This window comes from Streptococcus infantis (assembly GCF_047464415.1).
Lineage (GTDB): Bacteria > Bacillota > Bacilli > Lactobacillales > Streptococcaceae > Streptococcus > Streptococcus infantis_AE.
The window spans coordinates 36,881-50,862 of record NZ_JASHBX010000002.1 but is presented as its reverse complement, the minus strand read 5'-3'; the positions used below and the strand labels follow the sequence as shown (position 1 = coordinate 50,862).

Below are 13,982 nucleotides of genomic sequence, written 5' to 3'. Positions count from 1 at the left end.
TTAAAAAACAAGCAATATTCTCGAAGAATTAAGGAAAAAAATGGACTAAAAAACGAACAATTAGTGAAATTTTCACATTTTCCTGATCTAATTAAGAAAACTCCCAACAAGGCCTATCACTTTGTTAGGAGTTTTGTCTGATCCAACGAATTCGTTAGATTTTTTTCTCAATACTAAATAATGGAGATAGAGGACGTTTTTCGTGGATACGGATGATAGCATCCGCCAAGAGATGTGCAATAGAGATTTGCTCGATCTTATCAATCAAACGCTCTTCTGGTAGGTAGATAGTGTCCAAAACAACCAATTTTTTAATAGCTGATTTTTGGATATTATCCATAGCAGGCCCTGAAAGAACTGGGTGCGTACAGCTTGCGTAAACTTCGACAGCTCCAGCTTCAGCAAGTGCATCTGCCGCATGACAAATAGTTCCAGCTGTATCAATCATATCATCAATCAAGATACAAGTCTTACCTTCCACCTTACCAATGATATTCATCACTTCACTGGTATTCATCTTGTCCACGCTACGACGTTTGTCAATAATAGCAATTGGAGTTTTCAAAAACTCTGCCAATTTACGTGCACGAGTCACCCCACCATGGTCTGGGCTGACAACCACATAGTCAGAACCAACCATGCCACGACGCTCAAAGTAGTCTGCAATCAAAGGAGCACCCATCAAGTGATCGACAGGAATATCAAAAAATCCCTGAATCTGTGCAGCATGCAAGTCAATCGTCAACAAACGATCCACTCCAGCCACTTCTAGCATATTTGCCACAAGTTTTGAAGTGATTGGCTCACGCGCTCTCGCCTTTCTATCCTGACGTGCATAGCCATAGTAAGGCATAACAACGTTGACAGATTCTGCACTGGCACGTTTCAAAGCATCTACCATAATCAAAATTTCTAGCAGATTGTCATTTACAGGTGAGCTAGTTGATTGTAAGATAAAGACGTGTTTTCCACGGATTGATTCTTCGATATTAACTTGAATTTCTCCATCTGAAAATTGACGTACGGTCGATTTTCCCAACTCTATTCCAATCTCTTGCGCCACACGCTCTGCCAATTCTCTATTTGAAGAAAGGGCAAACAGCTTTAAATCAGAAAAAGACATGATTTCCTCCAGTATTTATGTATCACTTGTGTTTTTTCACAACATTTTTCCAACTACCATTGTAGCGCTTTTTTCTTGATTTTTCAATAAAAAATAAGACAAGAATGGACATTTATCCCCTTGTCTTGTGCTCATTTATATTCCTTATATTCAAGCTGAAATGTGACAACTTAGACATTCTATCTCATAGGAAGATAGGAACTCACAAAGGAAAAGTTAGTATACCTCTCTCATACTGCCTGTATCTACATCATAAACAGCCCCTGAAATAACCACATCATCTGGAATCAATGGGCATTCTCGAAGTAACTGCATATCCTCACGAACACTCTCCTCAGCGTCTTGAAAAGGGAGAAAATCTTGACCCGAGACATCAACCCCTAATTCAGTTTTTAAATGTTCTTGAAACTCTTCGTTTTGAAATGTCTGAGCACCACAGTCTGTATGATGAAGAACCACAATCTCTCTTGTTCCCATTTGTTGCTGAGAAATCACGAGTGAGCGAATCATATCGTCTGTCACTCGACCGCCCGCATTCCGTAAAATGTGAGCATCTCCAAGTGCTAACCCCAAAGCTTGTGCAACGTGCAGACGTGAGTCCATACAAGTCACAATGGCTACTCTGGTTTTAGGCTTGATTGGCAGATTTAACTGCCCATGTAGGGCAACATAAGCCTGGTTGGCTTGCATAAACTGTTCAAAATACGACATGACAACACACTTTCTTACTTTTAAGATAATTTGAAAACCAAATTATTTATCTTCTATCTTACCATCTTTTCTTTGTCTTGTCAGTTTTCAACTTCCATATAAAAAAACTAGAACAGAGACTTCTAGCATCTAGCTTGGGTCCCTATCCTAGTTTTTATTGTTATGATTCTTTTTGGATATACTTGTTGAGAGAGCCTGCAAAGCTTTGAAGATTGAGACTTTGTACATAAACCTCACCAGTACCTCGGAAAGTATTCACCACTCCTTCGCCTGTACCAATAGATTGCCAGAAACCATTTTCTAAGTGGATATGATAGTCCAAAGATTGACTCCAAGCCACCACATGGGCATTGTCAATTGTCACTTCTTGGTTTTGAAGCTCAATTTTCTTAATAGATCCAAAAGCATTAGCCAAAAGAGTTCCCTGACCTTGGGTTGTCATCACAAAGAGACCGCCTTGCCCTCCGAACAGAGCCTTCCCAATAGACTGACGCTCCATTGTATAGAAAGCTGTACCATCAAGAGCTAGAAAGGCTCCATCATTCAATCGATATTGCTTTTCTCCTAGCTCGAGAGCAATCACTTGACCAGGAGTATCTGGTGCTAAAGCAAGGTTGCCGTTGTCAGACTCAGCAACAGCTTGCGTGATAAAGGTACTTTCGCCAGAAACCATAGAGCGTCCCACAGCTTTGACAAAACGTCCCAAACCAGAACCGCTGGCATTGAGCTGGGTATTGAGGCTTACGTTAGGCGTGTGGTAGACCATGCTACCGCGCTGGATATAGACGGTTTCTCCTTGATTGAGTGACAACTCTACCAAAGGAAATTGCATATGACTGTCCATAGAAAATTTCATCAGAAATTCCTCCTTGTTTTAATAAATGTTAGCAATAAAATAATTAGTAATCTAAACCTGAGTACAACTATTAGGAAAATACTTTCTTCAAGACTTCTCCGATAGTCGTCACTCCGATCACCTGAATTTCCTTGGGTGGCTTGATACCAGTTAAGGAATTTTTCGGTACATATATCTTTGTAAATCCAAGCTTAGCAGCTTCATTGATCCGTTGCTCGATTCGATTCACACGTCTGATCTCTCCCGTCAAACCAAGTTCTCCTACAAAACATTCCTGAGGATTGGTTGGCTTGTCCTTATAGCTCGAAGCTATAGCAATCGCAACTGCCAAGTCAATAGCAGGCTCATCCAATTTGACACCACCAGCTGATTTGAGATAAGCATCCTGATTTTGGAGAAGTAAACCTGCCCGTTTCTCCAAAACAGCCATAATCAGACTTGCACGATTGAAATCAAGGCCTGTTGTAGTCCGCTTGGCATTACCAAACATAGTCGGTGTTACCAAGGCCTGAACCTCCGCAAGAATAGGACGGGTTCCTTCCATAGTCACCACGATGTACGAACCAGTTGCTCCATCTAAACGTTCTTCTAGGAAAACTTGACTCGGATTGAGCACCTCAACCAATCCACCTGATTGCATCTCAAAAATCCCAATTTCGTTTGTCGAACCAAAACGGTTTTTGACCGCCCTCAAGATACGGAAGGTATGGTGGCGTTCCCCTTCAAAGTAAAGTACCGTATCCACCATATGCTCCAACATCCGAGGCCCAGCCAAGGTTCCTTCCTTGGTCACATGCCCGACAATAAAGATGGCAATGTTATTAGTCTTAGCCAACTGCATGAGTTCAGCCGTCACCTCACGCACCTGGGAAACAGATCCTTGCACTCCTGAAATCTCAGGAGACATGATGGTCTGGATAGAGTCGATGATGAGGAAGTCTGGTTGAATGCGCTCCACTTCTGCCCGCACGCTCTGCATATTGGTCTCAGCATAGAGATAAAACTCACTATCAATATCACCCAAGCGCTCTGCTCGTAGCTTGATTTGCTGAGCAGACTCCTCCCCACTGACATAGAGGACTGTCCCCACTTGAGACAGCTGGGTTGAGACTTGTAAGAGCAGAGTTGATTTCCCAATCCCAGGATCCCCACCGATAAGGACAAGACTTCCTGGTACGACTCCGCCTCCAAGTACACGGTTGAATTCCTCCATCTCCGTCTTGGTTCGATTGACATTGATGGAAGTTACTTCAGCCAGTTTCATGGGCTTGGTTTTCTCACCTGTCAAGGACACACGTGCATTCTTGACTTCTGCAACCTCGACCTCTTCTACAAAAGAAGACCAAGACCCACAGTTTGGACAACGTCCTAGATATTTAGGGGAATTATACCCACAATTTTGACATATAAATGTCGCTTTTTTCTTTGCGATGATAAACCTCTTTCTATTAAAAATAATCTATAAAAAATATTTCTTTCAACGATGTCCAAAATCTTTTTTGTTTTATCTCTCCTGTTTGGAAAGCATTATACTGAAAATTTATTAAAATATTATAAACAAATCTTCTATTATAAGTGAATAAATCTAATATGATATATATAACCAACAAGAATACAACAACTATAATCAAAATTGAAAATAGAACTTTTATCCATTCTATTATTATAGTTTCAATTGATAATTCTTTGAAATATTTTAATAGTTCTGTTTCTGAAATATTTTTCGTTAATAAATCAATTATTTTTGAAAATAATGTTGAAGCAATGGATAAAAAAGCAATTGTAATTGTTGCAAAAATTCCCATTCCCCATTTTATTAAATCTCTAGTAGAATTGACTGATTTTTTAATTTCTTTTAAAAGCTCATCAATATCTTCTAGAGTTAAAATGTTATTTTGCTTATATTGTATTGCAATGTTTATTACTTTATTTTTTCTAAATATTACGAAACTACGATAATTAAAAAATATATTAATATTTTTGAAAGATCTGTAATTGTAACATATGAATTAGAAGATACTAAATCCATAATAAAACTTATTAGTAATAAAAGTAGAACAACTTCAAAAAATTTGAACCCTATGTCTTCCCACCAGTTAAACTCTCGCCTTAACCTTGATCTCACTTCAAAATATAATCCAGACATACTTCTCCAACATTTTCTTTTCTATCAAAAGTCTCTCGACTCCCAAAGACTTCATCTTAGTGCCCAGTTGATCCAAATCCACCAGTCCGAACACCATCTGCCGCATCGCCATCAGCAATCAAAAATGGAGCAAAGACAGCCTGAACCACGCGTTCCCCAACTTCAAGAATCACTTCTTGATCAGTAATGTTCTTCATCTGTGCAAAGATATGTCCTTCATTTCCTGGGTTACCATAATAATCTCCATCAATGACACCTACAGAGTTAATCAAAACCAAGCCCTTCTTACGAGGGTTTGAAGAACGATCATAGAGATAAAGCACTTCCGTCGGTTGCATGTAAGCCTTAACCCCTGTTGGAACAAGGACAATCTCTCCTGGAGCAATGACCGTACGCACAGCAACCTTTAAGTCGTAACCAGCTGCATGTGCTGTCTCACGCTTCGGTAGCAAACTCTCATCTGTAAAACTAGAAACTAATTCAAAACCACGAATTTTCATATTTTCCCTCTTTTTAAATCTTATATTCTAGGCTATTTTATCTTATTTATTCGAAAAAAGCACGAAAAATCTTCTATATAAAATAAAGAAAAGTGTCCTATCAAAAAGCAAACAATAAAATCATACAAAAAATTTAAAGATATTTAAAATGTCACTTATTTTCCCTTTTATTAACAAACTCATTCCTTTTTAGCCATACTTAAACTATTTTCTTTAAAGCACAAAAAAAGAGCACACAACAGTTATAGGCGATACTATAATTTACACTGTTTCACAATACGTTGAAATTTAGAGCGTTAAAGCGAGGGTAAAGTTGATTTTCTACATCGTTTTACAGAGGTTTACGACATTTTTGCCCCTTTTTTGCCCCTTTTCAAAACAAAAAACACTAGTTGCCGCTAGTGTTTTCAGAAAGTGGTAAATATTAGATTATCTAACTATATTATACCACATTTTATTTCAGAGCAAACAAAAAAACCGCAAGCGTGAGCCTGCGGTTAGTGTACTATATTTTTGATTTTATACAGGTTTTTTAGTGAGTTCGTTAAGAAAGCAATTCATTAACTCGATTTTGAACAGCTTGTGCATCGTAACCAGCGTTTGTTAGATTGTCGAAACGTTCTTGCCCATTGCCCCAAAGGCCTTGAATGACCTCATTCGCTACGCTATCAAGATCTGAATTAGCGCTGTCACTTGTTGTTTCGCCGTTTAAAATGTTGTTGACTGTATCTTGAACTGCTTGCGCATTATATCCGGCATTTGTTAGATTATCGAAACGTTCTTGTCCGTTGCCCCAAAGGCCTTGAATGACTTCGTTTGCTACGGTATCAATGTCTGTACTAGTGTTTTTGCTGATCAAAATATCTTCTTCATCGTCATCTAGTAACACTATATTCTTGTCAAACGGATTGCTTGAGTATTGCCACCAGCGAATACCATCCATGGATGGGAAATATTCAAAGTCAGCGTTCCCATCGTTCAAGCCATAGCCGGCAATCCAAAGACTGTTTGGGAATTTCTCAAGAATCTGATCATAATAAATATTATTGAGTGTGAATGGCTTATAGCTGTAATAGATTGGCTCATAGCCATTTTCTTTGAGGATTTCCATAAAGCGAATACATGCATCTGTATTTGCCTGTTTATCTCCGCTAGCGTGATCTTCGTAATCAAGACACAAGTATTTTACTTTTTGAGGTACATTATCAAGGAAGTAGCGTGCCTCTCGTTCAGCTTCTTCGATGTCACCTCCAAACCATGCGAAATGATAAAATCCAACAGGGGTTGATTGCTCAACTTGAGCGGACAGGCAAGGGTTGATATAGCTTGTACTTTCAGAAATTTTGATAATGGTATTCTGTGTACCCATATCCTCCAAAATACCTGTAATATCGTATCCATTGTGGCTAGATACGTCGATGAATAAGTCGTTTTTCTTCATTGTTTTCTCCTAGTCTTCGCTTGGTTCATAGTATTCGAGTGCACGTTTGCTATCCGAAATCCCTGCTGTGGTTGGGTCATTCACGACACCAATCAATACCAGGATGTAAACGAATGTGTTCACACCGTCTTGGATATTTTTGGGAATTTCAAGGCCGAATTGTTGAACCATCAAGAAGATTGCCCCCAAAAGAGCAATAAGTGTTGCTTTATTTTGCAAACGCAATTTCCAGTTAATCATGTGTTATTCTCCTTTTACTGTTGTTTGTTTTGAATCAAATTTTTAAGCTCTCTCACATCCTCACCAAGTGATTTCACTTGTTCAGCTAGTACTAAGATAGCTTTGTTCTGTTCATCGTGGTTATCGAGCCGCTTGTTGGCTGATGTCTTGAATTCGTTCAGATTTTCGATATCTTTCTCTAAAATCGTAAGACGATTCTCTTGTTTGGTTGCTTTATCTTTCATCGAAAAATAAAGGCCAATCACAGGGATAAGGGTGATGAAGATCTGTACGAGAAATCGTTCATATCCTGGCATATACACCTCTACTCTTTCCCTTCAAATTTCCAAGCAACACCAGTTCCGTTTTGCTCCAGGGAGCCATTTGTCACAAATGCGCTGACAGGCTCGCCGTTGTAAGTAAATTCCTTATTAAGCTGAACCAAAATGCGTTTCCCTTCTCCATTCACTTCAACGTGCTCAGGGTCTTCAATGGTAATTAGGTCGTGTGGTAAGTAGGTCTTACCAACTTCAGCTAGTGGAATCAACTCAACCAATTCTTTATAAGTCGTGCCGTACTCGATATTCTTGCTCATGACAGAGTTCAAGACAAGAACATGAATGACCTTCTGGTTTACCTTGCCATTCTCTTCAGTTTGCTTGATAAGCGCAGAAAGTCTATCCTGCTCGCTCTTGTTTTGAGCGATTTCCTGCTCAGCTTGTTCAAGCTGCGCTTGTGTCTTGACGATAGCACTGCCCGGATCTAGTTCGGCTTTTAGGATATCAAGCACTGCTTGAATCAAGATATCTTCTGATTCATTTGTACGGTCTCCTAAAAGTTCACGCATGTTCGTACTGTATCGATTGCCTTCAGATAGACGAATTTCTACCACAGTCTTAATGTTGTCTCCGAAGCCTCGTGTATAAGGCTTGCTCGCTAGTTCATAATTGTTAATTGCCATTTGTCATTTTTCCTTTCACTTCTTCAAAGAGCTCTTTTAGAGCTGGATCATATTCAAGAACCTCTTTCATCGTATGTAGCTCACTTGCTACATACAGATAAAGGGCCTCGAACTTCGCTGAGTCTTGTGCGCTTGCTCCTAACTTTTTGGTTAGTGAATCAAGCATCAGTTGATTTACTACGTCGTTCGTGTTGTCATTCATGCTACTGTTTTCTCCATTTCTTCTATTTTTTCGTTTAACTCTTGAATCGCCTTAATTAAATAAGGTACGAACTTTGAGTAATTGATTGTTAAGTGATTATCCTCGCCCTCGTATTTCTCGACAGAACCAGGGATAATATTTAACACTTCCTGCGCTATCAAACCGATTTCTTCATGAGTCTTATCCTTAATGTAGTCAAATGCTACTAAATTCAAGGCATTTATTTTATCCAAAGCTTTGACCGGTGTAGGTTCGATATTTTCTTTCAATCTTCTATCTGAACCAGTTGTGATTCCAGCGTGTTGTCTAAATTTTCCGGTAACAATTTGGCTCCACCAAACAACTCGATTGTATCCACCAACAGGATTCTCCCCTTCACCAAAAACATCATCAGAAGCTAACCATAGACCTTTTTCTGCATTTACTCTTGAGTAGAAATTAACCTTTGATGTGCTTGCGAAATCTACCGTTGAGTAAAAAGATACTTCATTTCTACAGTACATCGTACCGTCTGTATTTACGTACCAAGATTTTGGACCAGGGGTATCAAGACTTTCGCCCCAATTTGCCCAAAATGCGTTTCTGTTCGCACCAGCGTTCGTTCCGTTACCCATCCCAACACTAACAGAGTTAATTCCTGTTATGAAATATCCATTTCTGTTTGTGTATTGACCAAATCTGAAACCTCCAATTTTACCTTGAAAACCTTCTAGAAAAGTGGCAGTAACGACGACTGACCGAAGCTTATTGATAAAGGCTTCCTTAGCAGCAAGCGTATCTGTGAAGAGGTCACTTGATACAAATCTTCTAGCCATAGCCATATCCATGACCAGCTTATCTGCCGTGATAGAGTTCGATCGTATAACATCTGCATTCAGAGTCGCGAACGTACCTTCACCAACGAACAAGCGCTTGAAGTAACCGTCAATTGCAGTTAATTTATCAGCCAGAGTATTCCCCTCAAGTCTGATAGTCTCTGCTTTAATTCCTGCATTTCGACCTGCTAGATTAAAACCAGCTATGATTTCGTTGACACTGTTCTTATTATGAACTCCCCACGACCCAGCTAGTTGACTCTGAACCGTGCGAATAGCTTCATCGGTATCTTCGGGAGTTGCTGAATAATTAGACGGAGCTGAACCGCGTTCTATTTTTATCAAACCATCATTATACATACGAGCCGATACTCTGATGAAATAGGCATTGGCTGGTACAATAATTTGATTGATATTGTGTTGCTTACCTGTTGTTGTTTTATAGGCATTCAAGCCTGTTCTGCGGACATCAATAGAATTTTTGTTCTTATCGAAAAATTGCCAAGCCGTCCAAGCCATTCCATTCTCAGGAAGAGTTACCCAATGCTGAAAAATAATTTTTTCGTTTGGTTCTACTGAAATGAAATCAGATGTGATCTCTTTTTGTGTGCTATTCGCAACATTAATAACCCCAGCGTTACCTAAGAATCCTTTCGTTGCAGTCGAACTCAAAAATAGATTTCGATGATTTTCAAAGACCTTACTCACCTCAACTTGAAATAGCTGATTGGTCATAGCCATTCGGGCTATCTTGTCAGCGATACCGTTCTCAGAATTTCCAAGAATCCGTTCATAGAGTTGGCTAGTTTCCTTCACACGCTGGAAGTCCGTCTGATTAGCCTTGCCAGCAATCAATGAAGTGATATCTGAAAATCTGCCATCTACTGCTGTTTTGTAGTTAGCAATCTGAGTGGCAATCGAACCATTTTGTGGGTTGGTAATAGCTTCGAACCTACGCTCAAGACCTCTCACATCTTCCTGATAGGTTGATTTACCAACATAGTCTCTTGCGACCAACTCACGTACAGCTGTTGCTTGTTTTGCGCTTTCCTCACGAGCGTAGCGTTGCAATGCATCCTGTCGCTGACCGTCTTTATTGACATATTCCTGAATAGCTGATAAGTCGGTTCGCAACCCCTGAGCTGTCCGCTCAAAGATAGCCTTAGCTTCAGTGATGAGACCATCAGTGTCCTCAGGCGCAGGACTCCAGTCGGTGGCGACATTGCCTTTTTCAATCTTCACATCCCAGACGCTCTTGGTCGCTTCTTTGTGATAAGTGTTAACGCGCAGATGATAAATCCCTGTAGGCTTATTCCAAATGATTTTCGTTCCTGTGGTACCTGTCTTGAGGTCCGATACAATTTGATAATTTCTGACATCCTTGTCCATAATCCAAAGAACTACGTTATCGGATTCCTTATTCCCGTCGTGATGAGCTGTAAAGGTCCCGTCTGTTTTAGCAGAAATAATGTATTCCTGTCCTTGCTCCATGTAGATAGACGTCTGTCCTACATACAGAATGGCGTTATCAAAATTAGCTGGCTTCCGATCTGGAAGAAAAGGCCCTTTTGAGCCTTTCAACAAGTTAGTTCCACCAACCCGTAAGTTTGAAAATTCTTCTCGCAATTTCCCAGCTTCAGCCACGACCAGAGTCTTATCTGCCTTATCCTTGGTTGCGTTCAGGATTTCCTGATGGATAGAACCAGCCCGCACCTCAAATTCAGTCATGCTCAATTTCTGATCCAGCTTGTTCTGCGTGCTTGTTTCCAAACTCTTCACGGACTGCCTGATATTCTCAGCAGTCACGTTGAGTGAGCTGATATCCGCTTTGGTTCTGATACCTTCAGTGAGACGGATCACCCCAGCGTCTAGTGCATCAGCGCGCTGTTTAAAGTTGGATTCAACTGCTGAAATCTGACCTTCTATATCTTCGGGAGCTTCTGAATAAGAAGTGTCTACATCGCTTATTTCAAACTTCGGCATCCAAATCCAAACTGTTCCTTCTTGGTTGAAATTGAACAACCATTCATTTGTTGAGAATTTAGACTCGTTCGTCCAACCTTTTGGAATATGGACAACATATCGTTTAATTTCTGTCGACAATATCACATTTCCGGTTTTATAGTTAATATTACCTAATCGTGATCTTAGAAGTATTCCGTTTTTACTTGCCTTGGCGTAAAAACTAATGGTCACATCTTGATTGGTCGTACTTCCAGAAATTACTTTTCCAAACTGACCAAAAGCTGGGTAAGTAATCTTAGGATTACCGTTATCTCGGCCAGATGGATTCTGACCAACGATTTTTAAGGCATTATGACCTAAATACTTATCAGTGCTATCAATAGTAGCCTCGTAAGTACTCGTCGTCCAAATTCCTGTTTTTGAAATGTCCTTTTTAAAAAGCGAATTCAAGAATAGATTTCGGCCAGATGCCTGAACACTAGCTATTTTACTAGCCAGTTCCTCAGCTGTCTGCACAAGCTCTGACTTGCTTGCCTTACCATCGGCCAAGCTGGTCAGCTCTGCCAGTCTACGAGTCGTTGTCTCTTCATACGTCGATTGCGCTGACTTCACACCGGCCAATTCATTCTTAGTTCGGTTAAGTGCTTCAACTTGCTTGACAATCTCAGCTGTAACCTGTTCTTGCTTCGGTCGAATATCATTCGCGATGGTCCGTTTCAGAGCATCCAAATCACCAGACAGAGCCGTTTGAGCGCCCATAGCTTGTGACTTAAATGCTTCAAGTCTAGCGATGGAGTCCAACCCAATCCGCTTGGCTTCCTGAGCGAGTAAGTTGCTTGCGCCAGCGTTTCGCAAGGCTTCTTCAGCCTTTTGCCTATTTTCTTGGATAGTTTTTTTAATTTCTTGAGAATTTCGATTGAACTCCATATCGAATTTCTCGTGGTCGAATTCTGTTGGTTCAAGCTCCCATTCTGCACCATTCCAAAAGTATAGTTGTTTTTTGTCACCGACGGTCAAAAATAAGCGATCGCCTTTTCTCAATGTCCCTTTTGGCACATCTAACGGCTTCACATCTCCAAAGTAGTTCGTGTTTTTTCCATCTGCTGACACTAAAGCTTTTGTTGCCGTTTTTAAAGCGCGTTCGCTTCCTTCGATTGAATCAGTTAGCGTACGTGATAAATGACTAATTTCACTTGTTACACGCTGGACCGTTCCAATATCGTTGCAGACAACCTTTCGACTAATTAGATTGCCACCTACATCATATTCGCTGGTAAACGACACGATGCGGACTTTTTGACGAAATCCCAAGGTTTCGTTAATGGCCATGATGTAATCACCCGGATTCGGACGACTGATTCGATAGCCGGCTTGTGATAAGTCTTCCATATCAATTTCGACAGAAACCTTGTACGACTTATCCACATTTTCTTTCAGCCTCTCTAACAGCTTCCCTGTATCTTTGTAGCGCTCATCTACAATAGGATCTGCCTCAATTCGTCCATAAATAGCAGATAGTGGGCTCTCGTATGATGTTTCATAACGACCTTTTGAATGATCCTCATCGTCTTTCCAAGCACCGAGGCCACGTTGGTAGGTTACAAAGCTATTGATATTTTTTTCTATTTTCAGCTCGTTCATATTAAAATCTTTACGAACGATTGTAGATAGGTCTGTTCCGATTCGTTTTAAGATTCGAATGACATGACCACGGACAGAAAATTCAAGACCAGCGGCCTTGATAATGTCGTTGAAAAGTGACAGTCGAGACTTATTCCCAAAATTTTCTTTTCGAATAGACCCGACTGTCGTTTCCAAATTGTAAGTATAGCCACTACCTGAAAAGATCGCTTGTAGGTAAGTTTCAAATGGTTTTGAGCCATTCAAAGTAGTGTAAACCATAGATTTTGACATGTCGTAGAAGAATTGATGAACCGCATCAAATTCAACCTCAATATGTCGTCCTGTATCGTTAGGTTTTGCGTAAGTAATACGAAAATACTCATCATCTAAACGAAAACGCCAGCCCCGACCTATACCGTGCAAGACTTTATCGTTGGTATAGATTGTGCCCTTCACAGACAATTCACCATTGACCGCATTAGTTACAGAATAAGCAACTAGAGCACTATGTTCCGTACCTTTTTCATCAATAAATGTAATCAACCCATCACCTCCTTACTTATATAGCTCTTTAAAACCTAGAATTTTGATCGTCCCTCTAAAATCAGTTGAATAACGAACTTGCTTCTGCGGATTTGGTCGAATGACAAAATATTCATAATTTGTTCGAATGTTAATGTTCAAATCTGGCAATGCCATGCCTTTGTAAATTACATTTTCGACACCGGATAAGCGCAATTTATCGCCTTCTTTAATCGGTGTTGAAGTATGATTATAGACCCAACGTCTGCCATCAATTTCCAAAAAGAAGTTTGTTTGGCTAGCGCTTGCAGTCAATTCGACTACATAAGGCACTTCTAGCTGGTTGAGAGTTGCTGTGCCCTTATATGGAATAACTCCTCCAGTCAAAACAATGTCTCGAGGTGCAGTTTCGCCAAATGGCATCTCAGCAGTCACCAGCTCAAAAGAAATGTTATATTTCATACCTGCTGCTGATTTACCGATAAAGTTATAATCAATTTCATTGCTGATATGCACCTTATATCGATACTTCCAAGCAGTGTGAGGAATATCTAAAAGGTTTAAATCCCCTGTTTTAGCTCCAGGTAGCTCAAATCCATACAATTCATCTTGTACTGGGTGCATTTTAGTGATGAAATAAGGTTCATCACCATAAAGCCAACCTGCAAGCTCATCTTGTTTTTCCATAAATGCAGAAAGGCTGGCAACTGCCAACCTTCCAGAAACTTTAATTGTTTTTTGGCGCAAGGTGATCCCGTCATGGATATATCCGCTGCGCCCCTTAACCGTCCGCCTGTCTACCTCAATAGAAGGCGTACTATCAACAATTTTAATGTTATAAATGCCGAGCTGAGATAATTTAATCTCAGCATTAGCATGTGTAATCAGTAAATCCATT

At 40.1% G+C, this 13,982-nt stretch carries 13 protein-coding genes; all 13 read right to left on the bottom strand.

The window, feature by feature from the left end; all coding sequences use genetic code 11:
• Nucleotides 1–154: 154 nt before the first annotated feature.
• On the bottom strand, nt 155–1,123 hold the full coding sequence (locus tag QM460_RS01710; RefSeq protein ID WP_000010179.1) for a ribose-phosphate diphosphokinase: 969 nt from the start codon (nt 1,121–1,123) through the stop codon (nt 155–157).
• A 216-nt stretch (nt 1,124–1,339) separates the two neighbouring features.
• Complete coding sequence (locus QM460_RS01705; protein ID WP_049509169.1) at nt 1,340–1,834, bottom strand: beta-class carbonic anhydrase; 495 nt, start codon at nt 1,832–1,834, stop codon at nt 1,340–1,342.
• Between the two features lie 160 nt (nt 1,835–1,994).
• Complete coding sequence (locus QM460_RS01700) at nt 1,995–2,690, bottom strand: TIGR00266 family protein (RefSeq protein WP_153225591.1); 696 nt, start codon at nt 2,688–2,690, stop codon at nt 1,995–1,997.
• A 70-nt stretch (nt 2,691–2,760) separates the two neighbouring features.
• Entirely contained in the window at nt 2,761–4,146 is a 1,386-nt protein-coding gene (gene radA, locus QM460_RS01695; RefSeq protein WP_414289130.1) for a DNA repair protein RadA, read from the bottom strand.
• Nucleotides 4,139–4,495 carry a hypothetical protein gene (locus QM460_RS01690; protein ID WP_414289018.1) on the bottom strand — a complete coding sequence of 119 codons (357 nt, stop codon included), beginning with the start codon at nt 4,493–4,495 and terminating at the stop codon, nt 4,139–4,141. The genes radA and QM460_RS01690 overlap by 8 nt, the downstream gene beginning before the upstream one ends.
• Nucleotides 4,496–4,892: 397 nt before the next feature.
• Nucleotides 4,893–5,336, bottom strand: a complete 444-nt coding sequence (locus QM460_RS01685; RefSeq protein WP_000701995.1) for a dUTP diphosphatase — start codon at nt 5,334–5,336, stop codon at nt 4,893–4,895.
• A 544-nt stretch (nt 5,337–5,880) separates the two neighbouring features.
• On the bottom strand, nt 5,881–6,777 hold the full coding sequence (locus QM460_RS01680; protein ID WP_414289016.1) for a GH25 family lysozyme: 897 nt from the start codon (nt 6,775–6,777) through the stop codon (nt 5,881–5,883).
• A gap of 9 nt (nt 6,778–6,786) precedes the next feature.
• Nucleotides 6,787–7,017, bottom strand: a complete 231-nt coding sequence (locus tag QM460_RS01675; protein ID WP_414289014.1) for a phage holin — start codon at nt 7,015–7,017, stop codon at nt 6,787–6,789.
• 14 nt (nt 7,018–7,031) lie between these two features.
• Nucleotides 7,032–7,313 carry a hypothetical protein gene (locus tag QM460_RS01670; RefSeq protein ID WP_015997071.1) on the bottom strand — a complete coding sequence of 94 codons (282 nt, stop codon included), beginning with the start codon at nt 7,311–7,313 and terminating at the stop codon, nt 7,032–7,034.
• Between the two features lie 8 nt (nt 7,314–7,321).
• Nucleotides 7,322–7,957 (bottom strand): hypothetical protein, encoded by a 636-nt coding sequence (locus QM460_RS01665; RefSeq protein WP_414289012.1) that lies wholly within the window; start codon nt 7,955–7,957, stop codon nt 7,322–7,324.
• Complete coding sequence (locus QM460_RS01660) at nt 7,947–8,159, bottom strand: hypothetical protein (protein WP_414289011.1); 213 nt, start codon at nt 8,157–8,159, stop codon at nt 7,947–7,949. Before QM460_RS01660 ends, QM460_RS01665 begins: the two co-directional genes overlap by 11 nt.
• Nucleotides 8,156–13,105 (bottom strand): phage tail protein, encoded by a 4,950-nt coding sequence (locus tag QM460_RS01655; RefSeq protein ID WP_414289009.1) that lies wholly within the window; start codon nt 13,103–13,105, stop codon nt 8,156–8,158. Before QM460_RS01655 ends, QM460_RS01660 begins: the two co-directional genes overlap by 4 nt.
• A 12-nt stretch (nt 13,106–13,117) precedes the next feature.
• Entirely contained in the window at nt 13,118–13,981 is an 864-nt protein-coding gene (locus QM460_RS01650; RefSeq protein WP_414289007.1) for a phage tail domain-containing protein, read from the bottom strand.
• Between the last annotated feature and the right edge of the window lies 1 nt (nt 13,982).